This is a genomic window from Rhizobiaceae bacterium (genome assembly GCA_023953845.1).
Classification (GTDB): Bacteria; Pseudomonadota; Alphaproteobacteria; order Rhizobiales; family Rhizobiaceae; genus Arvimicrobium.
This window is the reverse complement of the sequence record JAMLJC010000001.1, coordinates 3,665,738-3,686,942: the sequence shown is the minus strand read 5'-3', so window position 1 is coordinate 3,686,942 and position 21,205 is coordinate 3,665,738. Positions and strand designations below refer to the sequence as shown.

The 21,205-nt window shown below is 67.1% G+C and carries 22 protein-coding genes and 1 pseudogene; 20 read left to right on the top strand and 3 right to left on the bottom strand.

All coding sequences use genetic code 11. The features are described from left to right. Positions 1-342: 342 nt before the first annotated feature. Positions 343-2,214, bottom strand: a complete 1,872-nt coding sequence (locus tag M9955_18160; protein ID MCO5083568.1) for a Z1 domain-containing protein — start codon at positions 2,212-2,214, stop codon at positions 343-345. Here M9955_18160 and M9955_18155 point away from each other — a divergent pair. The 18 genes and pseudogenes from M9955_18155 (at position 2,101) to M9955_18070 (ending at position 17,603) form a co-directional block, all read left to right on the top strand. Then, positions 2,101-4,473: a hypothetical protein gene (locus M9955_18155; protein ID MCO5083567.1), complete on the top strand. Its 2,373-nt coding sequence runs from the start codon at positions 2,101-2,103 to the stop codon at positions 4,471-4,473. The two genes, M9955_18160 and M9955_18155, sit on opposite strands and share 114 nt — an antisense overlap. A 91-nt stretch (positions 4,474-4,564) precedes the next feature. Continuing rightward, a complete protein-coding gene (locus M9955_18150) occupies positions 4,565-4,810 on the top strand; it encodes a hypothetical protein (GenBank protein MCO5083566.1) in 246 nt (81 codons plus the stop codon). Between the two features lie 100 nt (positions 4,811-4,910). Further along, entirely contained in the window at positions 4,911-5,633 is a 723-nt protein-coding gene (locus M9955_18145) for a sigma-70 family RNA polymerase sigma factor (GenBank protein MCO5083565.1), read from the top strand. 84 nt (positions 5,634-5,717) lie between these two features. Then, complete coding sequence (locus M9955_18140; protein ID MCO5083564.1) at positions 5,718-5,912, top strand: hypothetical protein; 195 nt, start codon at positions 5,718-5,720, stop codon at positions 5,910-5,912. 38 nt (positions 5,913-5,950) lie between these two features. Continuing rightward, positions 5,951-6,247, top strand: a complete 297-nt coding sequence (locus M9955_18135) for a hypothetical protein (GenBank protein MCO5083563.1) — start codon at positions 5,951-5,953, stop codon at positions 6,245-6,247. Beyond that, positions 6,247-7,122 (top strand): ATP-binding protein, encoded by an 876-nt coding sequence (locus M9955_18130; protein ID MCO5083562.1) that lies wholly within the window; start codon positions 6,247-6,249, stop codon positions 7,120-7,122. The genes M9955_18135 and M9955_18130 overlap by 1 nt, the downstream gene beginning before the upstream one ends. A 101-nt stretch (positions 7,123-7,223) precedes the next feature. Further along, positions 7,224-7,847, top strand: coding sequence for a hypothetical protein (locus M9955_18125; GenBank protein MCO5083561.1), 624 nt, complete (start codon positions 7,224-7,226; stop codon positions 7,845-7,847). Between the two features lie 14 nt (positions 7,848-7,861). Beyond that, positions 7,862-9,550: a DEAD/DEAH box helicase gene (locus tag M9955_18120; GenBank protein ID MCO5083560.1), complete on the top strand. Its 1,689-nt coding sequence runs from the start codon at positions 7,862-7,864 to the stop codon at positions 9,548-9,550. A gap of 3 nt (positions 9,551-9,553) precedes the next feature. After that, positions 9,554-9,964 (top strand): DUF6511 domain-containing protein, encoded by a 411-nt coding sequence (locus M9955_18115; GenBank protein ID MCO5083559.1) that lies wholly within the window; start codon positions 9,554-9,556, stop codon positions 9,962-9,964. Beyond that, a complete protein-coding gene (locus M9955_18110) occupies positions 9,961-10,731 on the top strand; it encodes a PD-(D/E)XK nuclease family protein (protein MCO5083558.1) in 771 nt (256 codons plus the stop codon). Before M9955_18115 ends, M9955_18110 begins: the two co-directional genes overlap by 4 nt. After that, positions 10,728-13,049 (top strand): helicase RepA family protein, encoded by a 2,322-nt coding sequence (locus M9955_18105; GenBank protein MCO5083557.1) that lies wholly within the window; start codon positions 10,728-10,730, stop codon positions 13,047-13,049. Before M9955_18110 ends, M9955_18105 begins: the two co-directional genes overlap by 4 nt. 339 nt (positions 13,050-13,388) lie before the next feature. Further along, positions 13,389-13,928, top strand: a complete 540-nt coding sequence (locus M9955_18100) for a hypothetical protein (GenBank protein ID MCO5083556.1) — start codon at positions 13,389-13,391, stop codon at positions 13,926-13,928. Beyond that, a complete protein-coding gene (locus tag M9955_18095; protein MCO5083555.1) occupies positions 13,925-14,125 on the top strand; it encodes a hypothetical protein in 201 nt (66 codons plus the stop codon). The genes M9955_18100 and M9955_18095 overlap by 4 nt, the downstream gene beginning before the upstream one ends. Continuing rightward, a complete protein-coding gene (locus M9955_18090; protein MCO5083554.1) occupies positions 14,118-14,498 on the top strand; it encodes a DUF6362 family protein in 381 nt (126 codons plus the stop codon). The genes M9955_18095 and M9955_18090 overlap by 8 nt, the downstream gene beginning before the upstream one ends. Before the next feature lie 401 nt (positions 14,499-14,899). Next, entirely contained in the window at positions 14,900-16,270 is a 1,371-nt protein-coding gene (locus M9955_18085) for a site-specific DNA-methyltransferase (GenBank protein ID MCO5083553.1), read from the top strand. A 1-nt stretch (position 16,271) separates the two neighbouring features. After that, positions 16,272-16,781, top strand: a pseudogene (locus M9955_18080) (DNA cytosine methyltransferase). A 202-nt stretch (positions 16,782-16,983) separates the two neighbouring features. Next, a complete protein-coding gene (locus M9955_18075; protein ID MCO5083552.1) occupies positions 16,984-17,382 on the top strand; it encodes a hypothetical protein in 399 nt (132 codons plus the stop codon). Next, entirely contained in the window at positions 17,379-17,603 is a 225-nt protein-coding gene (locus tag M9955_18070) for a hypothetical protein (protein MCO5083551.1), read from the top strand. The genes M9955_18075 and M9955_18070 overlap by 4 nt, the downstream gene beginning before the upstream one ends. A 53-nt stretch (positions 17,604-17,656) precedes the next feature. On the opposite strand, the gene M9955_18065 is transcribed toward M9955_18070, so the two are convergent. Both M9955_18065 and M9955_18060 read right to left on the bottom strand, forming a co-directional pair. Further along, positions 17,657-18,229: a DUF3489 domain-containing protein gene (locus M9955_18065; protein ID MCO5083550.1), complete on the bottom strand. Its 573-nt coding sequence runs from the start codon at positions 18,227-18,229 to the stop codon at positions 17,657-17,659. 90 nt (positions 18,230-18,319) lie between these two features. Then, positions 18,320-18,544 carry a hypothetical protein gene (locus M9955_18060; protein MCO5083549.1) on the bottom strand — a complete coding sequence of 75 codons (225 nt, stop codon included), beginning with the start codon at positions 18,542-18,544 and terminating at the stop codon, positions 18,320-18,322. A gap of 113 nt (positions 18,545-18,657) precedes the next feature. Here M9955_18060 and M9955_18055 point away from each other — a divergent pair, with 113 nt between their 5' ends. Further along, positions 18,658-19,254 carry a hypothetical protein gene (locus tag M9955_18055; protein ID MCO5083548.1) on the top strand — a complete coding sequence of 199 codons (597 nt, stop codon included), beginning with the start codon at positions 18,658-18,660 and terminating at the stop codon, positions 19,252-19,254. After that, a complete protein-coding gene (locus tag M9955_18050) occupies positions 19,202-21,205 on the top strand; it encodes a phage terminase large subunit family protein (GenBank protein ID MCO5083547.1) in 2,004 nt (667 codons plus the stop codon). The genes M9955_18055 and M9955_18050 overlap by 53 nt, the downstream gene beginning before the upstream one ends.

The following is a 21,205-nucleotide window of genomic DNA, read 5'->3' as shown; positions in this document are numbered from 1 at the left end:
CGAAAGCGTTCTCCCGATCCGGCTGCGGCCGGATTTTTCCGTTGTTTTGGAGGGTTATGCGGCTGGGCCTGTTAACCGTCCCACGCCCGGAAAGGCGCTCACGCCTTCTCTCCGCGCCGAAATTCTCCAGACCTGTTAACCGCTGCGTTCCGGTGAACAGCTAGTAAGCTGTTGGTGATTCACCATTTTTCTGCCCGACCCTCATTCTTCCGATCTCAGTCCCTTTCGACTCTTTCGCGACCGGTGTCGAACCAATTGTCTATTAGCCCCCTTTGTCTTCTGCGCTCTTGGATTGTGGGTATGTGCCCCTTAGCGGCTGATGCGCCATGACCTGCCTTGCGACTACTCGTCTTCGTCTTCGTCGACGTCGTTCGCGGCACCGTCGTCCCTGACGGTCGAGGCAAACACACTTGGTGCCGCACTGGCTGGCGAGAACAGAACCGGCCACCAGAACGGCGCCCCGCGCCATCCGTCTTCCTCACGCCCATCCTGCTGGGAAAGCACAAGAATGGGCTGATGTCCGGCGATCCCTCGAACGGCGGCGCGATCTTGCATGGTGTGGGGGGCGTCCGAGAAACGCCCTCCAGCACGCTGCCGGCTCAATCGCCGCCCTGTGCCGCCTAGTATCAGACATTCACCCTTCTCGGCAGGTGGTGGCGCGATGGTCGAGAAGTACTCGATCGCGGCACGACATGCCTCCCAGTCGAAATTATACCCAGGCTCAAAATTGAAGCAGCTCTCGATCAACGTAATTATCTCGATGGCAGTTTCGGTTTTGACTGTGACGATCTCGCCGGCATCCAGCTGCTGTTGGGGAATGAGCTTTTCCAGCTTCTGCATGATCGGAGCCAAGGTGGATTTGGCCTTGGTCTGAAAGCCGACTGGCAGGTGCGCGCCGCCCGGGCGGAGGGCGACGATATCCGACACCAGGATCTTGTTCGGGGCGCAGGGAATGACCCGGTTAGCCTGATCCTTGACGACGAAGGCGACGCCGCGGTCATGCGCTCCCGTCTCAAAGGCGTGGCGCAGAGCAGAATCGAACTGGTGGATCGAGCGCAGGGCCTGAAAATTGTGAGCGGTGGTGTAGAAGCGCGTCACAGCGAGGTCCTCTCGCGGACGGGCACCGTACATGCGGGCGTGCTGCAAGACAGTGTCCTGCTGCATTCGCTTCGGCGACCTGCCGTAATAGAAGCCGATCAGATGCGGAACCGTTATGCCACGATCGAGGATTTGGCCGCCAATGAACACGTTACACGGAGTGCGGAGCTTGAGTTCGGCATTGTCGTCCAGGAGCTTCTGGACCTCGTTGTCCGAGTTGACCTTCTCGGTCGCCACCGCGCCCTTCTTGAAGAAATCCCGGACGTTATCGAGTATCGTCTTGTGGTCCGGCATCGTCAGGCCACAAGCGGTGACTGAACGGGTTAGGTCATCGATCGCCGCGTTCACCAGGTCGGCAAATATCGGCAACTTCTTCTCAATCGCCTCCTGAAGCGCCTCGATCAACTCTCCAACCACGGTATGCTGCCAAGCGTGAGCAGTGCGCGACGTCTCGACGTGGACGATCATCGCGTAGCGATCCGGCCGATAACCGGCCACCTTCTGCTGAAGCCGGCGAATTGCCGTCGCGGTAACGAAAGTGATCAGGGCCTGACGGATGCCGGCGATATTGGCATGGGTCAGAACCTGATCCTTCTTGACCCGCCGCCGATCTTCCTTGCGCAGTGCCAGCAGCTCATTGTCTGCGACTGGATGCCAGAGGTAGTACTCCAGCTTATCCTCGGTGTGCTCGCCGAAATAGTGATCTCCCCCGACGTAGCCGCCGTGGATCGGCACAAGCTTGGTGAAGGCCGGCCGCTTGGGTTCGAAGGTAAAGTTGGCCCCAGGCTGAACGGGATAGTCCTCGGGCTGGAGGTAAAGGGAATAGGGCGTTGCGGTCACCTGGAGGAAGGCGCAGCCCGCGAGTTCGCGCCGCAGTTCGTCGATCCGGTCGGCGATGCGCCCCTGCTCGACATCCGGCTCCCCCTTCTTCTTGGTGAACCGGATGCTGGCGAAATCCGCCTCATCGTCGATGATCAACACGCGCTTGGCCAGCAGCGCCCGGTGCGTCTCCTGAAACAGCTTCAGGAGGCGCTTCATGTTGTTCGCCTCCTTCTTGGCCACGAAGATCAGCTTCTGCTCGTCGATCTCCCAGGCCGAGAGATCGGGCACCGCCATGATGTCGTAGACTTCCAGTTCCTCACCGGCCCGAAACGTCTGGAAATCTTTCTGGATGCGACGGACGGTTTGTTGCGAGAGAGTGCGTGTCCCCTTTTCGATGATGCAGAGGCGAAACTGCTGTCCGGATTTCTCAGGAGCAAGGCTTTCGAGAGGTTGAGCTGGCTCGCGACCTACAAGTTCGACCCGGACAATCCGGACGGTCCGTCGGCTGCCAGAAATATGCTGTTGCAGGAAAAGAAGGATCGGTTGGGCCCGCTTGAAGCTGAAGCAGCCCGGATCGTCACAATCGCGAGCGACCGCGGCGAGTACGTCCTCGAAGGTCTCGCAAAGACCAAGCTCGAACCCGAACGCGCCAAGGTACTTCTGACCCAGCGGAACGAACTCGCCCGAAGTCTTTATGCCTTCGCCAACGAACACGGCCTGTTCGAAGCGGCGGAGAACAGCCTGCACCTGCATCTGTACCGGCGCTATGACAAGCACTACCAGACCTTCATGGCCGAGCCTTCGGTCGACGGGGGCCCGGACGCCGGCAGCGCATTGCTCGAAGCGCTTCTGGCCGACCTCAACAAGCGCCTCGATCGCGGCGACGGCTACAGCATCGACAAGTTCGACATCCCCGAGGACGGCGACGAACCGGCGGCGGAGATGTACCTGCTGTTCCATCCCGATCCCCCCACGAGCGTTCGGGAGATCGATGACGATGGCAATCGGTCGAGCATCTACTTTCGGCCGCCCGGAGAGGCAATGATCGTGTATACGCCGTCAACCGGGCGGGTGCATGTCCGTGCGGCCAATCGAAAGCTGAGACACACAGTCGCCGAATGCTTCATCGAGACCGCTCTCGATCAGACCTATTCCAACCAGCCCGTCGACTTCCAGGCCTACGACATTTCCCAGTTCCTGCAAGGACTCGATCTTGAACCGCCGGAACTCGACGACGTGGTGATCGACCGCGCGCAGGTGATCCGCGCCGACATCAGCATCGGCAATCTCGCAAACCGCCTTTCGCTTTCCACCACGATCGACCAGGACATCGCAGAGATCATCGACAGCCAGCCGGGCCTTCAGAGGATTTTCGAGCGGGCGCTCGCAATCCGCTTTGTCGAGATTGCGGTCCGGTATTTCCGCGCGGAACGCGATGAGGCACAAACCCTCAACTTCACGCTCACCGACCGCAACACGAGCAGCCTTCTCAGCATCGACGACCCTTACGAGCGCGTTCTGGGGCATCGCTTGCTCAGGCACTGGAAGATCCTTCGTGATGGTCGCGCCCCGGGCGATGATGAGAGTATGGCGGTCATGCCCGCCTTGTTGGCGATCTGGGACATTGGAGCAGACAGGGTCACTGGAGCATGGCTCCAAGCTCGTGGTGTCGATCCTGGCCTCCTGATTGATCTGGGCTTCCTCGTGCCCGCCGGCTGGGAAGGGGACGACCTGATCGACGATGAAGACGAAATCGGCCCGGTCGCAGCCGAAGTGGTCGTTCGGGTCGACAAGGGAGATGCGGAGGAAGGTGACCGCAAGGTGGCCGATCTCAAGGTCGCCGAGGGACAGGTGACGCCTGCGGGCAGCCCGGATCGCTACAGGATATATCGGGTGCGCGACGGCTGGGTCGCGCAACACCTGAAGGCACGTCTCGAACAAGCGCTTGATGCGCCGGCGATCGAGAAGCTGACCGATCACCTCCTCTACCTCGGAACGCTCGATGTCGATGGCGGGAATGTTCCGATCTACCTCGCGCGCGGTCTCGACCGGGAGAAGGTCCGGTCGGCAGTCGATACAGAGCTTCGGGCGCGCCATAATCTCGGTATCGGGCTTGTCCTGCAGGCCGGCAACGCTCCCGGACCGTGTCTGGCGGCCAACGTTCTGACGCCGCTTGTCGATCAGATCGACACCAAGCAAGCCGAAATCTCGTTGGTCGCAGACAAGCTCCGGTCCGTGTTCCGACGCCATCGGATACTGGCCCGCGGTGGCCAGGCTGTCGAACTCACGTCTAGCGGGGAAAATATGGCGACCCTGTTCGTCCCAGGGAAAGGCAGCATCGACATCAAGGGCGAGAACCGCATCGCGGTCATCAAGCGGCTGGTTGATGCACACAACAATGGCCCAATGCCAATGGCAACCAAAGATCTTGTCAAGGACATCGCCGAAGACCAGTCCCTTGCAAACATCTTCAAGCAACCGCTATGGGACAAGCTGAAGGCTAACTTCCTGAGAAATCTTGGTCCGAAAGGGCCGTGGGAGATCGCCGTCTGACGGCTGGCTCCGATCCGGCTCCGATTGGGGGGTCTGACTAGCTCCGATTCCCCCGGCCAATGGGAGTGCTCCACATCAGAGGAGCACTTCGATGCCGACTCCCTTCCCCCCGCGCCAGGCAGCCCCGACGAGCTGGTCCGGCGTGGCGAAGACCAAGCCCACCACCTCCAACTCGGAATGGCGCTGCACGCGCTGTGACAAGCTGCTCGGTGTCTGCCGAGACGGCCGCATGCACCTGCGCTTTGCGCGGGGGCACGAGTATTTTGTGGGCTTTCCGGTCCAGGCCACCTGCCGCGGCTGCGGCACGCTGAACCACACGACCGCGCCCGCGCGCTGACGCGCGCACTCACCCAACCCCCCTGAAAACGCAGAGACGCGCGACGTCCTGACCTGGCCACGAGAAGGCGCCGGACGCCTGGCCGCAAGGCAGGCGTCCGATGTCTCTCGCGTGGCACGCGATCCGTGATCACCTCATGCATTCATCCTCCAAGCTTCACTTCCAGCGCAGTTTCGACGCCGTCCGGCGCACGCAGGCCGCCCTCGCGCCGTTCCGGGATCCGGCGGCCCTGCTGGACGGGCTGCATCGCACCCCCGGCGATCCCGCCCGCAAGAACCTGATCCTATCCGCTCTCGTCAGGGCGGCGCAGGGCGACGGCCCCGCGTCCGACTGCGCCCTGACGCTGCTGTTGCTGGCGCTCTGGCCCGGCCTCGACGCCATCCGTCGCCGGTCGATCTGGCGCAGGCTCGGCACCTCCGACGAGGTCGCGTCCGACGTACTGGCGCGGACCACCGAGGCTGTCCGCGGCCTCGACCTCGGGCGCGTCAACTGGATCGCGGCCACGGTGTTGCGGAACGTCGAGCGCGACATGATCCGCACGCGCCAGCGCGACCAGACGCGCGAACATCTCGCCAGCGGCGCCGACCCCGACGAGGTGGCGGACAGCGGTGACAGCGGGATCGGCGCGGCCGGGTACGCGCGACTAAACGGCGCCGTGCGGAAGCTGCTCGGCGACGACGCCCTGCTGGTGATCCGCGTAGCGATCGAGGGCTTCTCCCAAGCCGAGGTCGCCGTGGAACTGGGCCTGACCGAGGCCGCCGCCCGCAAGCGGTACCAGCGCGCGATGCGTCGGCTGCACGACGCCCTCGAGGAAATCCCCTGACCCGATGTCCCGATCCGGTCCCGCCGGTGGCTTTTCCCATTCGAGCGCCCCGAGCGCCTTCCCTCCAACCGAAAGCAGACACGCATGAACCGCACTGCCGATCTGTCGCTCGAGGATTTCAGGCGTCTTCCGGGGCTTTATCGCCGCTGGGAGCTGACCGAGGTCTGCGAGCCCAACCGCAACTATCAGATCGAGGACGCCGGCGCCCACGCCGACGGGACGCCGCTCTTGGCGATCTACGTCGCCGAGCCCGCGCCCGACGTCCGCGAGGCGGCCTGATGCGCCTCCTCGATCACATCATCTCACGGAGAACCGCCATGCCGGACCAGCCGGACGACATCACCCGTCTTCGCGCCGCGAGCTACGCCCTCGAAGACCTCCCCGAAACCATCGCCTTCCCGCAGCGCGCCGGTGACGAGCCGCGTGAGCCGCTGCCGGTCGTCGAGGCGACCGTCGACGAGATCGCCTTCGCGATCGTGGAGGCGGAGCGGGAGAGCACGGCCGCCTACCGCCGCGCCGATGCGCTGAAGCGGCTCTACAAGCTCGCCCGCGAGGCGGGGTGCATCGGCGCCGATCGCGCCGCCAGTGCAGTGATGAAGAAGGAGGGCCAGTGATGGCCCTTCCCATCATCGGCGCCGACGAACGGCTCGCCCAACGCAAGGGCATCAAGGGCGTCATCTTCGGCCGGTCCGGCATCGGCAAGACCAGCCTGCTCTGGACGCTGAACGCCTCGACCACGCTCTTCCTCGATCTCGAGGCCGGTGATCTGGCGGTCGAGGGGCTGGAGATCGACACGCTCCGGCCCCGCACCTGGAAGGAATGCCGCGACTTCGCGGTGTTCATCGGCGGGCCGAACCCGGCGCTGCGCGAGGACCAACCCTACAGCCAAGCGCATTTCGACGAGGTCTGCGGCCGCTACGGCGATCCGGCGGTGATCGGGAAATACGAGACCGTCTTCATCGACTCGATCACCGTAGCCGGGCGGCTCTGCTTCCAGTGGTGCCGCGGCCAGCCCGAAGCGTTCTCCGAGAAGGCTGGCAAGCCCGATATCCGCGGCGCCTACGGTCTGCATGGCCGCGAGATGATCGGCTGGCTGACCCACCTGCAGCACACGCGCGGCAAGCATGTCTGGTTCGTGGGCATTCTCGACGAGCGGCTCGACGACTTCAATCGCAAGGTGTTCCAGCCGCAGATCGACGGCTCGAAGACCGGGCTCGAGCTGCCGGGCATCGTGGATCAGGTCATCACTATGGCCGACATCGCCGATGCCAACGGCCAGCCGCAGCGCGCCTTCGTCTGCCAGACGCTGAACCCCTGGGGCTATCCGGCCAAGGACCGCTCCGGCCGCCTTGACAGGGTCGAGGCCCCGCATCTCGGCCGGCTGATGGAGAAGATCCAGCGTCCCGCAGCGCCGGCCTCCGAACGCCTGACCTGGCCGCCGGTGACCCCGGCCGATCCCGCCCCCGCTGAGGAGCCCGGCCATGGCTGAGCGCCTCTCGCCACGCCCCGTGTCCCGATCCGGTCGCCGGGGTGGCTTTTCCCCTCTGACGCCGCTGCGCGTCCCATTCTCCAACTGAAAGGAGCCGCGCAATGTCCGGACCCTGGAACGACTTCAACTCCGCCCAATCCAACACCAACGTCATCCCGAAGGGCACGCTCGCCAAGGTGCGCCTGACGCTCCGCCCGGGTGGCTTCGACGACCCCTCGCAGGGCTGGACGGGCGGCTGGGCGCGCCGCGCCGCCACCGGCGCCGTCTATCTCGACGCCGAGTACACGGTGCTCGAGGGTCCCTATGCCCGCCGCAAGGTCTGGTCGCTGATCGGCCTCTACAGCCCGAAGGGCCCGGACTGGGCCAACATGGGGCGCGGCCTGATCCGCGGCATCCTCAACTCGGCGCACGGCGTGTCCGACAAGGACAACTCGCCCGAGGCGCAGGCCCGCCGCCGGATCAACGGGTTTGGCGATCTCGACGGGGTCGAGTTCGTCGCCCGCATCGACATCGGCACCGACACGAACGGCGAGGACAAGAACGAGATCCGCGCCGCCGTCACCCCCGATCACCGCGACTATGCCGCGCTGATGGGCACGGTCGCGCCGCAGCTCGCCGCCGCCCCGGCGCAGGGCCATGCCCCGCAGCAGCCCGCCACGACCACCCAGCCCGGCCAGCCCGCGTCCGCCCCCGGCGCCGCCGGTCGGCCGAGCTGGGCGCAGTAAGGGGGAGACCGGCCATGCGCCTGCGCCCCCGCCAGAAGACCTTCGTCGAGCGCAGCGTGGCTGCGCTCGCTTCCCGCGGCAACACGCTGGGCGTGGCGCCCACCGGTGCGGGCAAGACCATCATGCTCTCGGCGGTCACCGGCAAGATGATCGGCGACGGCGCCAAGGCCTGCGTGCTCGCCCATCGCGACGAGCTGACGGCGCAGAACCGCGCAAAGTTCCAGCGCGTGGTGCCCGGCGTCGCCACCTCGGTCATCGACGCCACGGAGAAGTCCTGGGGCGGCGAGGTCGCCTTCGCCATGGTGCCGACGCTGGCGCGGGCCTCGAACCTCGCCGACATGCCGCGCCTCGACCTGCTGGTCGTCGACGAGGCGCACCATGCCGTCGCCGACAGCTACCGCCGCATCATCGACCGGGTGCGCGAGGCCAATCCCGACGCCCGCATCTTCGGGGTCACGGCGACGCCGAACCGGGGCGACAGGAAGGGCCTGCGCGAGGTCTTCGACAATGTCGCCGATCAGGTGCGACTGGGCGAACTGATCGCCTCGGGCCACCTGGTGCCGCCGCGCACCTTCGTCATCGACGTGGGCGTGCAAGACGAGCTGCGTTCCGTCCGAAAGACCATGTCGGATTTCGACATGGCGGAGGTGGCGGGCATCATGGACCGCGCCCCCGTCACCGACGAGGTGATACGCCACTGGAAGGAAAAGGCGGGCGACCGGCAGACTGTGGTGTTCTGCTCCACCGTCGCGCACGCCGAACACGTCACCGACGCATTCAGGACGGCGGGCGTTTCCGCCGCGCTGATCCACGGCGATCTGGCGGCCGAGACCCGCAAGGCGCTCCTCGCTGGCTACGCGGCGGGCGACATCCGCGTCGTCGTCAACGTCGCCGTGCTGACCGAGGGCTGGGATCACCCGCCCACCTCCTGCGTCGTGCTGCTGCGCCCCAGCTCCTACAAGTCCACCATGATCCAGATGGTCGGGCGCGGCCTGCGCACCGTTGATCCCGAGGAATACCCCGGTGTCGTGAAAACCGACTGCGTGGTTCTGGATTTCGGCACCTCGAGCCTGATCCACGGCACGCTGGAACAGGATGTCGATCTCGACGGCAAGACCGAAACCGGCGAAGCGCCGACGAAGACCTGTCCTGCCTGCGAGGCGGAGATCCCGCTCGCTGTCACCGAGTGCCCGCTCTGCGGCGAGGCGTTCCCGCGCGAGGATCTGGATGCGGGCGAAGCCGGGGGCGCCGCGCCGCTCTCGGGCTTCATGATGACCGAGATCGACCTGCTGAAGCGGTCCAGCTTCGCGTGGGTCGACCTCTACGGCACGGACGACGCGCTGATGGCCACGGGTTTCGCAGCCTGGGGCGGCATCTTCTGGCTGGACGGGGTCTGGTACGCGATCGGCGGGGCCAAAGGCGAACGCCCGCATCTGTTGGGTGTCGGCGAGCGCACCGTCTGCCTCGCGCAGGCCGACGACTGGCTGAACACCCACGAGACCGACGAAAGCGCCTTCAAGACTCGCTCCTGGCTGCGCCAGCCGCCGACCGAAAAGCAGCTTCAGTACCTGCCGGCCGAGTGCCGCCATGACTTCGGCCTGACGCGCTACCGCGCCTCGGCGCTGATGACCTTCGGCTTCAACAAGCGGGCCATCCGCCAGCTGATCGACGCGGCCGCCCGGCCCGAACGGAGGGCGGCATGACCCATGGCCTCCATCACCCCCATCACGGCCGAGGACCGGCGGCGGCTCTGGCATCCGCGTGGGACGCTCTGTGCTGTCTGCCGGCAACCGACCCGTGGTTTCGGCTGGTTCGATCCGCACCGGTCGAAGCAGCCCCGGCCCTCGGTCTGGTTCTGCTCGATGCCCTGCCAGTCCTTATGGACGCGCTTGGCCAGGGAGCGTTTCGCCATGGTTGACGTGACCGAGGAGGAGCGCGCCGCGATCACCGCCACCATGAAGCGCGTCGCCCTGCTGATGGACGAGATCGGCTGGGCCACCCCGCTCGCCGATCTGACCGAGCCGCAGGTGCGCGCGCTGATCGAGGAAGCCGTCGAGGGCTTCCGCGAGGCCATGTCCGACATCGCGCGGGCGCAGACGCCGGAGGTGCCGTTTTGACCCTCGATTACAATCATCGGCCCAGTTTCGCGGAGCAGGTCAACGCCGCCGTCGATCAGGCGCTCACCGCCGATCAGGCCATGCGGCCGCCCCGCGACTACCTCGGCGGCTCGCGTCTCGGCCATGCCTGCGAGCGCGCCCTGCAGTTCGAGTTCACGGCGACGCCGAAGGACGAGGGCCGGGACTTCAGCGGCCAGTCGCTGCGCATCTTCGCCATCGGCCATGCGCTCGAGGATCTGGCCGTCGGCTGGCTGCGCGGCGCGGGCTTCGACCTATACACCCGCAAGGGCAACCGGCCCGATGGCGGCCAGTTCGGCTTCTCGGTCGCGGGCGGGCGCATCCGCGGTCATGTCGACGGCATCATCGCGGCCGGGCCCGAAGGCTTCGGTCTGACGGTTCCCGCCCTCTGGGAATGCAAGACGATGAACGCGAAGAACTGGCGCGCCTGCGTCAAGGATGGCGTGACGAAGTCGAAGCCGGTCTACGCCGCCCAGATCGCGCTCTACCAAGCCTATATGGAAGGGACAGTCCCCGGCATCTCGGCCGCGCCTGCGCTCTTCACCGCGATCAACAAGGACACGGCCGAGATGCACCACGAACTGGTGCCTTTCGACGCCGATCTTGCGCAACGCATGTCCGACCGGGGCGTGCGGATCCTGCAGGCGACCGACGCGGGCGAGCTTCTGCCGCGCGTTGCCACCACGTCGGACTTCTTCGAATGCCGCTTCTGCCCCTGGTCCGAGCGCTGCTGGGGGCTGCCGGCATGAGCGACGACGGCATCCTGCATTTCAACCCGTGGATGGACTTCAACGACGGGCCGCCGTCGGAGAACCCGTTCGGTTGCGACCCCGACCCCGAGCAGATCGCCGTGTTCCTCGACACCGTGTTCAGCTGGTGCGAGGGGCTGATCCCGCTGCGCGGCTTCGTCGACAAGGGTCAGGGCCGGGACGGCAAGCCGCACAACATCTGGATCCCCGCCGACGACACCGCGCCGGGGAAACTCGCGACCTTCGCCGCCTGGGCGAACCGCGAGGGCGCCGCCGTCTATGTCATCCCCGGCACCGTCGCCGAGCAGGGCCAGGCCCGCGCCGCCGATGTGCTGCAGATGCAGGCCATCGTCGTGGATCTCGACGCGGGCGACATCCCGGCCAAGCTGGACCATGTCACTCGCCACATCGGAACGCCGACGCTGATCATCGAAAGCGGCGGGCGGACGCCCGAGGGTGCTGCCAAGCTGCACGTCTGGTGGAAACTGACCGAACCGGCCGAGGGCGAGGATCTGGTCACCCTTTGTCGCCTGCGCGGCGAGATCGCGGTGAAAGTCGGCGGCGACACGCATTTCCGCTCGGCGCACCAGCCGATCCGGGTGCCTGGCACGGTCTATCACAAGCATGGTCACCAGCGCCTTGTGCAGATCCGCGAACATCGCGACGTCGAGGTGGACCTGGCGGATTTCGCCGAAAAGGTCGCCGAGATGCCGCCGCTGCCCGGCGTGGGCTTCGCCAGCGACGTCTCGTCCCCGCAGGCTAAGCCCGGCATCGACTATGTGCTCACCACGCCGGTGCGCGAAGGCGCGGTCGACGACTGGTCCCGGTTCCAGGGGGCCAGCGCCGCCATCGGCCACTACGTGCGCCTGGTGCACGAAGGTCGCCTCGACCCCTTCGCGGGCTGGGAGGCGATCTGCGGCTACAACGCCGCCATGCTGCGCCCATCCTGGCCGCTCGATCGGCTGCAGGCCGAGTCCGAACGCCTCTGGGCGCTGCATGTGAAGCGCAACGGTCCGCCGCTCCTGCGCGCGGCCCACGCCGACGCCCCGGCCAGCCCGCTGCCGACCTTCAGCCTCGGCGCGCTCCTCGACGACACGAGCCCGATGCCCGAGGACATCATCGGCCCCCGCGTGCTGACCCCGGGCGGGCTCCTGGTGCTGGGCGGCGCGCCCAAAGTCGGCAAGAGCGACTTCCTGATCTGCTGGCTCGTGCACATGGCCGCTGGCGTGCCGTTCCTTGGCTTCACGCCGCCCCGGTCGCTGCGCGTGTTCTACCTTCAGGCGGAGATCCAGTATCACTACCTGCGCGAGCGCATGCAGCAGATCGCGCTGCCCGCCGCCGTGATCGCCGCCGCGCGCGACACCTTCATCGCCACGCCGAAGCTGAAGCTGCTGCTCGATGCGGAGGGCGTCGCCCGTGCGGCCGAGGCGATCCGGGGCACATTCCCCGATGCGCCGCCCGACATCATCGTCATCGACCCGATCCGCAATCTCTTCGATGGCGGCCCCGAGGGCGGCGGCGAGAACGACAACACCGCCATGATGTTCTTCCTGAAGGACCGGGTCGAGCTCCTGCGCGAGGCGGTCAATCCGGACGCGGGCGTCATCCTCGCCCACCACACCCGCAAGGCCAGCAAGCATCAGGTCAAGGACGATCCCTTCCTCGCGCTCTCCGGCGCCAGCGCGCTGCGCGGTTTCTACACCTCGGGGCTGCTCATGCACCGGCCCGACGAGGACAGCAGTGTCCGCAGGCTGGAGATCGAGCTGCGGAACGGCCCCGCGTTGCCGGGCAAGCTGATCGACAAGGTGAAGGGCGAGTGGGTCGAGTTGAACCCGCTGAACGAGCGCCTGGTGCGCAAGGAGGTCGGCGCCAAACTCGATGCCGAGCGGCTGCGCAAGCACGATGTAATCCTCGGCATGCTGCTGGATGAGGCGGCGAGCGAGCGCCTCTACACCGCGATGCAATTCGCCGAGACCTTCGAGAACCGGGGCGGTCTGGGCAGCAAGCACACGATCCGCGAGCGCCTCAGCGTGCTGGCGACCAAGGGCTTCGTGAAGTTCCTGCGCGACCCCTCGGGGTTCGGCTTCCCCGTCACCCGGTCCCGGTTTGGCTACCTCTGCGTGGAAGGCATGCAGTTCGGCGCGCCCGAGGAGCATGTCGATCCGGACACCGGCGAGGTCACCACGACCGCCCGTCCGGTCCTGCCCAGCCACTTCAAATGCCCCCAATCCGGGCTCTGCCTGCAGGTCGAAAACCCCGCCGTCTGGGTCTACCCGGAGGGGCTGGAGGACGACCCAACTCATATGAGTGAGGCCTGACTCATATGACAGCGCCAACTGTGCACTCAACGAAATCAAGGGGTTACGGGCAAATAAGAGTTAAGTCCCTAACTCATGCCCGAAGACTTCCTGAAGTCTTATTCCCCAATGATTTCAGCTACTTGTCATCCCCGGAACAGTTAGGTGTCAAACCCCCATACTACGTATGGGAGGGCCACCCCACAGGGTTGGCCACTCCTCCCATACGTCCGGGCCAGCCGCGCGCGCCGCCGTGACGGCCAGTTGTGCTTCCCCGTCCGACGACGGCGGCCCCGTACCGCCAAGCACCAGACCGCCGTCGTCTTCCACCACCACAGGCCCCGGCAAAGGAGACTCATCATGGCTCAGCCGACTCTGATCCCCAATTGCGACGGCGCAAGGTTTGAATCGCTGCCGCTCGACACGCCCCGCAACCGTTGCATCCTCGCGCTCGACCTCGGCACCTCGACCGGCTGGGCGATCCGCGGCCATGACGGTCTGATCACCAGCGGCACCGTCTCGCTGCGCCCCGGCCGCTTCGACGGCGGCGGCATGCGCTATCTGCGCTTCACCAACTGGCTGACCGAGATCGACCGGCTCTCCGGTCCTATCGCCGCCATCTGGTTCGAGGAAGTTCGCCGCCACGCAGGCACCGACGCGAGCCACATCTACGGCGGGCTCATGGCCACGCTGACGGCATGGGCCGAGCTGCGCGGCGTGCCCTACGAGGGCGTCCCGGTCGGCACGATCAAGCGCCACGCCTCGGGCAAGGGCAACGCCGACAAGGCCGCCATGGTCGCCGCCGTCCGCGCCCGCGGCTTCAGCCCCGCCGACGACAACGAGGCCGACGCCATCGCCATCCTGCTCTGGGCGATCGAGACGCAGGGAGGTGTCGGATGAGGTGGCATCCCCTCGGCTACGGCGGCCGACGCCGGGATCCCGAGCAGGTCAAGCGCGAGGGCTGGCAGGAACAGGGCGTCCTCGCGGTCTCCGCCGATGACGACCGCCTCACCTGGCCCGAGCGTGAACTGGTCCGCCAGCTCGGCGAGAAGCTCTACGGCCCGCGCCCCTCCGACAGGGAGGCGCGTCATGGCTGATCGCGAATGGACCGCCGACTGCGTCGCCGATCATTTCGAGGAGGCGTTCCGCACCCTGCGCAAGCTGCCGCCGGTCAAGGCGCAGGGCTACTTCAACACCTGGCCCGACATCGTGCGGACCAGCCGAGAGATCGCGGCGATGGAACCCCAGCCGATGCGGGTCTGGCCCTCTGCCGCCGCGATCACCCGCCTCGAGCAGACCTTCGATTGGGTGCTCTGGATCGAGGAGGCGGAGCGCAAGCTCGTCTGGTCGCGCGCGGCCCGCGTGCCGTGGAAGCAGATCAGCGGCGAACTCGGCTGCGACCGCACGACCGCATGGCGGCGCTGGCAGCTGGCACTGACCAAGATCGCTGCGCGCCTGAATGCGCAGTGACTCCAATGTGTTGCAACACTTTTTCCTTCGACATCTGCAACAGATCCATGCTATTCCGAAGGCAAGATGGGGAGAGTGCGCCGAAGGGCTCGCTCTCCCCTTTGCTTGGACCCCGGCATCCAGCAAGGGTCCGGCCGGGTCCCAGCCCACGGCAGTTTCCGGTTCCTTCCTGGCGACATTCGTATGCTGGCGGGCGAAGCGCGGGACGTCGCCAGCGACAGGGCCGGATTTTTGGGAAGCCACCCGGAAGCCGGATCCACTCACGCCGCGCGCAAACACCAATGAATGCTGGCATTCCGACCGGACACCGCTGGTAGCCGCTGGACCCCGTGTGGAGTCCAGCCCGGCATCCGGAGTCCGGAAGCCACCGGCATCCACCCGACCGAGGAACCTTGCCCACCATGACGCTGAGCTTCGCCCCGGACGCGATCGAGACGTGGCCGCTGTCGCGCCTCCAGCCCTACGCGAAGAACGCGAAGGCGCATGGCGCGGACCAGGTCGCGAAGATCGCGGCCAGCATGGCGGAGTTCGGCTGGACCGTGCCGTGCCTCGTGGGCGAGGACGGGGAGTTGATCGCGGGCCACGGGCGCGTGCTGGCGGCAACCCAGCTTGGACTGACAGAAGCGCCGGTGATCGTGCTCGGGCACCTGACCGAGGCGCAACGCCGGGCGTACCGCATCGCGGACAACAAGCTGACGGAGCTCGGCACCTGGGACGAGGCGCTGCTCTCGGCCGAACTGAACGACCTGCTGGCCGAGGATTTCGACCTTTCGCTGGTCGGCTTCTCGGACGGCGAACTCGACAAGCTGCTGGCCTACGTCGCGGACGACGACGGGGAAGAAGGTGGCGCCGGGGGCTCCGTGCCGCCGGTGACCATCCCCGAACCCCCGCGCAATCCTGCGTCGCGGACGGGCGATCTCTGGATCCTCGGTGACCATCGCCTGCTCTGCGGGGACAGCACGAACCACGAGGACGTCCGCCGCCTGATGAACGGCGAGCGGGCGATCCTGTTCGCGACCGATCCGCCGTATCTCGTGGATTACGACAGCTCGAACCATCCGACGCGGAACAAGGACTGGTCGGCGTCCTACGGCACGACCTGGGACGACAGTTCGCAGGGCGCGGAACTCTACGACGGCTTCATCGCGGCCGCCGTGGCGGAGGCCATCGCCGAGGACGCCGCCTGGTACTGCTGGCACGCCTCGCGTCGCCAGGCGATGCTCGAGGCCTGCTGGGAGAAGGCCGGGGCCTTCGTCCATCAGCAGATCATCTGGGTGAAGGACCGCGGGGTCTTGACCCGCTCGCATTACCTCTGGAAGCACGAGCCCTGCTTCATGGGCTGGCGCCGCCCGAACCGCCCACCCAAGGTCGCCGAGCAGACGCTGCCCTCGACCTGGGAGATGGCGTCCTTCGCCAAGGACGAGCGCCCGGACCACCCGACGCCGAAACCGCTGGACGCTTTCGGCATCCCGATGCGCCAGCACGTCGCCCGTGGCGGCCTCTGCTACGAGCCGTTCTCGGGCTCCGGCTCGCAGATCATGGCTGGCGAGGCCAACGGCCGGCGCGTCTTCGCGATGGAGATCAGCCCGGCCTATGTCGATGTCGCCGTGGAACGCTGGCAGGCCGAGACCGGCCGCGCCGCGATCCTCGATGGCGATGGGCGGACCTTCGCGCAGGTGAGAACCGAGCGGCTCGGCGACGATGCCGACGCCCCGGCCGATCCTCCGGCAACGGACGCCGAACCCGCGCGCAAGCGCAAGACCGCCGCGTGACATGCATGACCTGGCTTTACCTTCCTCCGGACACGCTTCCGGAGCCGGAAACGCATGCCTCTTCGGCCTCTCCCTCTGCTCCGGCGCTGGCGGACTCGACCTCGGGCTCACCATCGCCTTGCCCGGATATCGAACTGTGGGCCATGTCGAACGGGAAACCTTCGCTGCAGCCACTCTCGTGGCGCGGATGGAAGACGCGTCCCTGGATCAGGCTGTTGTCTGGGACGACGTTGGAACCTTCGACGGCCGCCCGTGGCGCGGCGCGGTGGACATCGTCACTGCGGGCTATCCGTGCCAGCCATTCTCCGTCGCGGGCAAACGCCGGGGCGCGGACGACCCGCGCCACCTCTGGCCCCATGTCGCCCGCATCATCGGCGAGGTCGAACCGCCCTTCGTCTTCCTCGAGAATGTCGCCCATCATCTCCGCCTCGGCTTCCCCGAAGTCGCCAGCGGACTGGTCGGAATGGGCTACCGCCTTGCGGCAGGCCTCTTCACGGCGGCGGAAGTCGGCGCGCCGCACAAGCGCGAGCGCCTCTTCATTCTCGCCATCCGCGAGGGGGACGAACTGGCCGACCCCGCGCGCCTGCTCTGGCACCCGCTCGAGTGGCGGGAACCGGACGGAACTGCTGCGGCTCTGGCCGACGCCAAGGGCCAGCGCCAACGAGAACCGGCAGACCAAACCGACGCCATCGCAGGCCGCGGGGCAGCACGGCATGAACCTCGCGACGACGGCCGCAATGTGGCCCACGCCGATGGCGAACGATGGGTGCAAGCCGAGCGCGGGCAATCGGCGGACAGCGGACCTGACCCATTTGGCTGGGATGTGGATGACGCCGACGGCCCGCGATCACAAGGATGGCGCGACGAGCCTTGCCAACACGCCGGTGAACGGCCTGCTTGGCCGCCAGGTCCTGGTGACGTCGATGGCTGGGAGCGATGCCTCCGAGCCGCGCCGGACCTTGAACCCGCTGTTCGTCGAGGCGCTGATGGGCTGGCCCACCGGGTGGACCGGCTTCGGCTCTGTGGCAACGGAGTGGTCCCGCTGGTTGCGGCGCATGCGCTGCGAACTCTCGCGGCTGATTTGCTGGCCGATGGATGAGGCTGCGACATGAAGCAGTCGCGCACCATGTCTCTGGTCGAATCCGTCGCCAACGTGATGGTCGGCTACGGCGTCGCGGTAGTGACGCAGATCCTGATCTTCCCGGTCTTCGGGCTGCATACGACGCTGGCGCAGAACCTGAAGATGGGCGCCATCTTCACCATCGTGTCGATAGCGCGTTCCTTCGCCCTGCGGCGGGTGTTCGAGGCGATCCGGATGCGGAGCGCCAGATGATCGACCGCCGCCCCGGCGGGACGGCGGCCATCAACTTGTCGGGGTCCGGTGCGTCAGGCGGCAGGGAGTTTGTACACGCGCCCCCGGTTCTCGACCTTCTCCGAGGTCACCTCGAGCCCGAGCTTCTTCTTCAGCGCCCCGGCCATCGCGCCGCGCACCGTGTGCGACTGCCAGCCCGTCGCGACCATGATCTCCTTGATGGTCGCGCCGTCCGGCGCGCGCAGCATGGCGATCATGGTCGCCTGCTTGGTGCCCTCGCGCGGCGTGCGCGTCTTGGGCGCGGGCTCGGTCTCGGTGGGCGTGTCTGGCGCGGGCTCGTGGGTCGGCGCGTCCGTCGCGCCCGTTGGCGCGGTGTTCGCGTCCTCAGGCTCGATCCCGATGGCGGCAAGCCCTGCGTCGGTGGCGATCAGTGTGACGCCGTGGCCGTCGCCGGTCTCGCGCCAGACGGGTTCGCCCTTGCGCAGGTCGGCGTCGACCTCCTGCAGGAGGCCCTTGGCGAGCATCGCGCCCACCACCTTGGCGGCGGCCCCGCCGCGCAGGCTGTCGGGCAGCGGCAGGACGATGTGCTCGGGCCGCTGGGCGGCGGCGCTCAGGATCAGGGCTTGGGTATCGGAAAGCTTGGTCATCGTCGTCTCCCGTATCGGGGCGCGCGGAATGCGGGCCCTTCTACTAGGTCGAGCCCGCCAGTCGGCGGGCGGGACCAGAAGCGGGTCGTCTTACTCGGCGTGTTCGCCTTCGCTGAAGGCCATGTCGGTGATCTCGCGCAGCTTGGCGCGGTAGTGGTTCAGGGTGCCGACATGGCCCCAGTTGATCTCGTCGGGGCTGGTCTCGAAGTGGTCGGCGCTGAGGGCGGCGAGCCGCTCCAGCATCGCGTCGATCTCGAACTTGGCGGCGAGGAAGGCGTCGAGGGCTTTCGTGTTGTCGGTCGCGCGGCGGGTCATCGGGCTGGCTCCTTGGGTCGAGTTGCATCGCTTCGTTGGAGTGACGTTCGCTCTCTCCGGCGCGCTTATCAACTCGATAAGCAGATGATTCAAAATGATAATCGGAGCCGCCGATGCAGGGCATGAGCGAGCGCCAGTACGCCGCGCATGTCGGGCTGTCGCGGGGCGCGATCCAGAAGGCGAAGACCGCCGAACGGCTGGTCCTCTATCCCGACGGCAGCATCAACGCGGCGGCCAGCGACGCCCGGCGTGCCGAGACGACGGACCCGTCCAAGACCCGCAAGCCGCCCGCGCCGAAGCTGAAGCCCGTCCCCGAGGCGGCGGTGGTCGCTGTTGGCGACACACTGCGCGAACAGGGGCTGGCGGTTCCCGCCGTGGGTGGTGGCACGACCTTCCTGCAGGCGAAGACCGCGAACGAAGTATTGAAGGCGCAGGAGCGGCGCATCCGGCTTCAGAAGCTGAAGGGGGAGTTGATCGAGCGGGCCCGCGCGCTGGCGCTGGTGTTCCGGCTGGCGCGGGAGGAACGGGACACGTGGGTCAACTGGCCTGCACGCGCGGCGGCGCTGATGGCGGCTGAGCTCTCGGCCTCGTTCAGCGACGCGACAGGCCAGCAGATCACTGTGGAGCCAGCCGCGATGCAGAAGGTGCTGGAGAGACATGTACGCGCCCACCTCGACGAGCTTGCCGAGGTCCGGCCCGACTTCAGGTGATGATGACGCACTGACGGACTTCGACGGCGCGGGCGAGATCCTGCGCGCCTGGGGCAACGGGCTGCGGCCCGACCCGGACCTGACCGTCTCGGAATGGGCGGACCGGCACCGGATGCTCTCGGGCCGTGCCTCGGCCGAGCCCGGGCGGTATCGCACGGTGCGCACGCCCTACATGCGCGAGATCATGGACCGGCTGAGCCCCGGCGATCCCACGCAAAGGGTCGTGTTCATGAAGGCGGCGCAGGTCGGGGCGACCGAGGCCGGCAACAACTGGATCGGCTTTGCGATCCACCAGGCGCCGGGGCCGATGCTGGCGGTCCAGCCGACGGTGGAACTGGCCAAGCGCAACTCGCGCCAGCGGATCGATCCGCTGATCGACGAGAGCCCCGAGCTGCGGGAGCGGGTGAAACCGGCGCGCTCGCGCGACGCGGGCAACACGATGCTGTCCAAGGAGTTCGTGGGCGGTATCCTGATCATGACGGGCGCGAACTCGGCGGTCGGGCTGCGGTCCACGCCGGCGCGGTACATCTTCCTCGACGAGGTCGACGCCTATCCGGCCTCGGCCGACGAGGAAGGCGATCCGGTCACGCTGGCCGAGGCCCGATCCTTGACCTTCGCCCATCGGCGCAAGGTGTTCCTGGTCTCGACGCCGACGATCCGGGGGCTGAGCCGGATCGAGCGGGAATACGAGGCGTCCGACCAGCGCCGGTTCTTCGTGCCATGCCCGCATTGCGGCGCGATGCAATGGCTGAAGTTCGACCGGCTGCGCTGGCAGAAGGGCCGCCCGGAGACAGCGGATTATCACTGTGAGGACTGTGATCAGCCCATCGCGGAACACCACAAGACGGCGATGCTGGAGGGCGGCCAATGGCGGGCGACTGCCACGGCCGCCGATCCGACGACGGTCGGCTACCACCTCTCGGCGCTCTATTCGCCGGTGGGCTGGCTCAGCTGGTCCCGCATTGCCCGTGGCTGGGAGGCAGCCCAAGGGTCGGACGAGGCGATCAAGGCGTTCCGCAACACGATCCTTGGCGAGACCTGGGTCGAGACCGGGGAAGCCCCCGACTGGCAGCGGCTCTACGACCGGCGCGAGCGCTGGACATCCGGCACGGTGCCTGCGGGCGGGTTGTTCCTGACCGCTGGGGCCGACGTGCAGAAGGACCGGATCGAGTTCGACGTCTGGGCCTGGGGTCGAGGGCTGGAAAGCTGGCTCGTCGATCATGTCGTGATCGAGGGCGGACCCGACCGGCACGACGCGTGGTCGGAGCTGACCGCGCTGCTGGACCGAAGCTGGCTCCACGAACGCGGCGCGCATCTCAGGATCGCGCGGCTTGCCATCGACACCGGCTACGAGGCCCCGGCGGTCTATTCCTGGTCGCGGGCGCAAGGCTTCGCGCAGGTGTCGCCGGTGAAGGGCGTCGAGGGGTTCAACCGCTCGAGCCCGGTGTCTGGGCCGACCTTCGTCGACGCGACCGAGGGCGGCAAGCGGTTGCGGCGCGGCGCGCGGCTCTGGACCGTAGCGGTGTCGACCTTCAAGGCCGAGACCTACCGCTTCCTGCGGCTGGCGCGCCCGACCGAGGAGGAGATTGCCGACGGAGCCGCATTCCCGCCTGGCTCGGTGCATTTGCCGCACTGGGTCGAGAACGAATGGCTGAAGCAGTTCGTGGCCGAGCAGCTTGTAACCGTCCGCACGAAGCGCGGCTTCGCCCGGCTGGAATGGCAGAAGCTGCGCGAGCGCAACGAGGCGCTGGATTGCCGGGTCTATGCCCGCGCCGCCGCCTGGATCGCGGGCGCGGACCGCTGGCCCGACGAGAAATGGCGCGACCTCGAGGATCAGCTAGGGGCCGCCCCCACCGACAGCGATCTCGCCGGGCAGATCAACCGGCCGGGACAGGCCCCGCAGGGCAAGCGCCGCTCCGACTGGCTCGGGCGGCGGGAGGGATGGTTCTGA

Excerpts from the sequence above, each read along its gene's own strand:
- M9955_18070 (MCO5083551.1), top strand. The coding sequence starts at position 17,379 with ATGAAGCAGTCGCGCACCATGTCTCTGGTCGAATCCGTCGCCAACGTG.
- M9955_18150 (MCO5083566.1), top strand. The coding sequence starts at position 4,565 with ATGCCGACTCCCTTCCCCCCGCGCCAGGCAGCCCCGACGAGCTGGTCC.
- M9955_18120 (MCO5083560.1), top strand. The coding sequence starts at position 7,862 with ATGCGCCTGCGCCCCCGCCAGAAGACCTTCGTCGAGCGCAGCGTGGCT.
- M9955_18075 (MCO5083552.1), top strand. The coding sequence starts at position 16,984 with ATGAACCTCGCGACGACGGCCGCAATGTGGCCCACGCCGATGGCGAAC.
- M9955_18140 (MCO5083564.1), top strand. The coding sequence starts at position 5,718 with ATGAACCGCACTGCCGATCTGTCGCTCGAGGATTTCAGGCGTCTTCCG.
- M9955_18115 (MCO5083559.1), top strand. The coding sequence starts at position 9,554 with ATGGCCTCCATCACCCCCATCACGGCCGAGGACCGGCGGCGGCTCTGG.
- M9955_18130 (MCO5083562.1), top strand. The coding sequence starts at position 6,247 with ATGGCCCTTCCCATCATCGGCGCCGACGAACGGCTCGCCCAACGCAAG.
- M9955_18100 (MCO5083556.1), top strand. The coding sequence starts at position 13,389 with ATGGCTCAGCCGACTCTGATCCCCAATTGCGACGGCGCAAGGTTTGAA.
- M9955_18145 (MCO5083565.1), top strand. The coding sequence starts at position 4,911 with ATGTCTCTCGCGTGGCACGCGATCCGTGATCACCTCATGCATTCATCC.
- M9955_18095 (MCO5083555.1), top strand. The coding sequence starts at position 13,925 with ATGAGGTGGCATCCCCTCGGCTACGGCGGCCGACGCCGGGATCCCGAG.
- M9955_18085 (MCO5083553.1), top strand. The coding sequence starts at position 14,900 with ATGACGCTGAGCTTCGCCCCGGACGCGATCGAGACGTGGCCGCTGTCG.
- M9955_18060 (MCO5083549.1), bottom strand. The coding sequence starts at position 18,544 with ATGACCCGCCGCGCGACCGACAACACGAAAGCCCTCGACGCCTTCCTC.
- M9955_18090 (MCO5083554.1), top strand. The coding sequence starts at position 14,118 with ATGGCTGATCGCGAATGGACCGCCGACTGCGTCGCCGATCATTTCGAG.
- M9955_18065 (MCO5083550.1), bottom strand. The coding sequence starts at position 18,229 with ATGACCAAGCTTTCCGATACCCAAGCCCTGATCCTGAGCGCCGCCGCC.
- M9955_18105 (MCO5083557.1), top strand. The coding sequence starts at position 10,728 with ATGAGCGACGACGGCATCCTGCATTTCAACCCGTGGATGGACTTCAAC.
- M9955_18055 (MCO5083548.1), top strand. The coding sequence starts at position 18,658 with ATGCAGGGCATGAGCGAGCGCCAGTACGCCGCGCATGTCGGGCTGTCG.
- M9955_18135 (MCO5083563.1), top strand. The coding sequence starts at position 5,951 with ATGCCGGACCAGCCGGACGACATCACCCGTCTTCGCGCCGCGAGCTAC.
- M9955_18125 (MCO5083561.1), top strand. The coding sequence starts at position 7,224 with ATGTCCGGACCCTGGAACGACTTCAACTCCGCCCAATCCAACACCAAC.
- M9955_18050 (MCO5083547.1), top strand. The coding sequence starts at position 19,202 with ATGTACGCGCCCACCTCGACGAGCTTGCCGAGGTCCGGCCCGACTTCA.
- M9955_18160 (MCO5083568.1), bottom strand. The coding sequence starts at position 2,214 with ATGGCGGTGCCCGATCTCTCGGCCTGGGAGATCGACGAGCAGAAGCTG.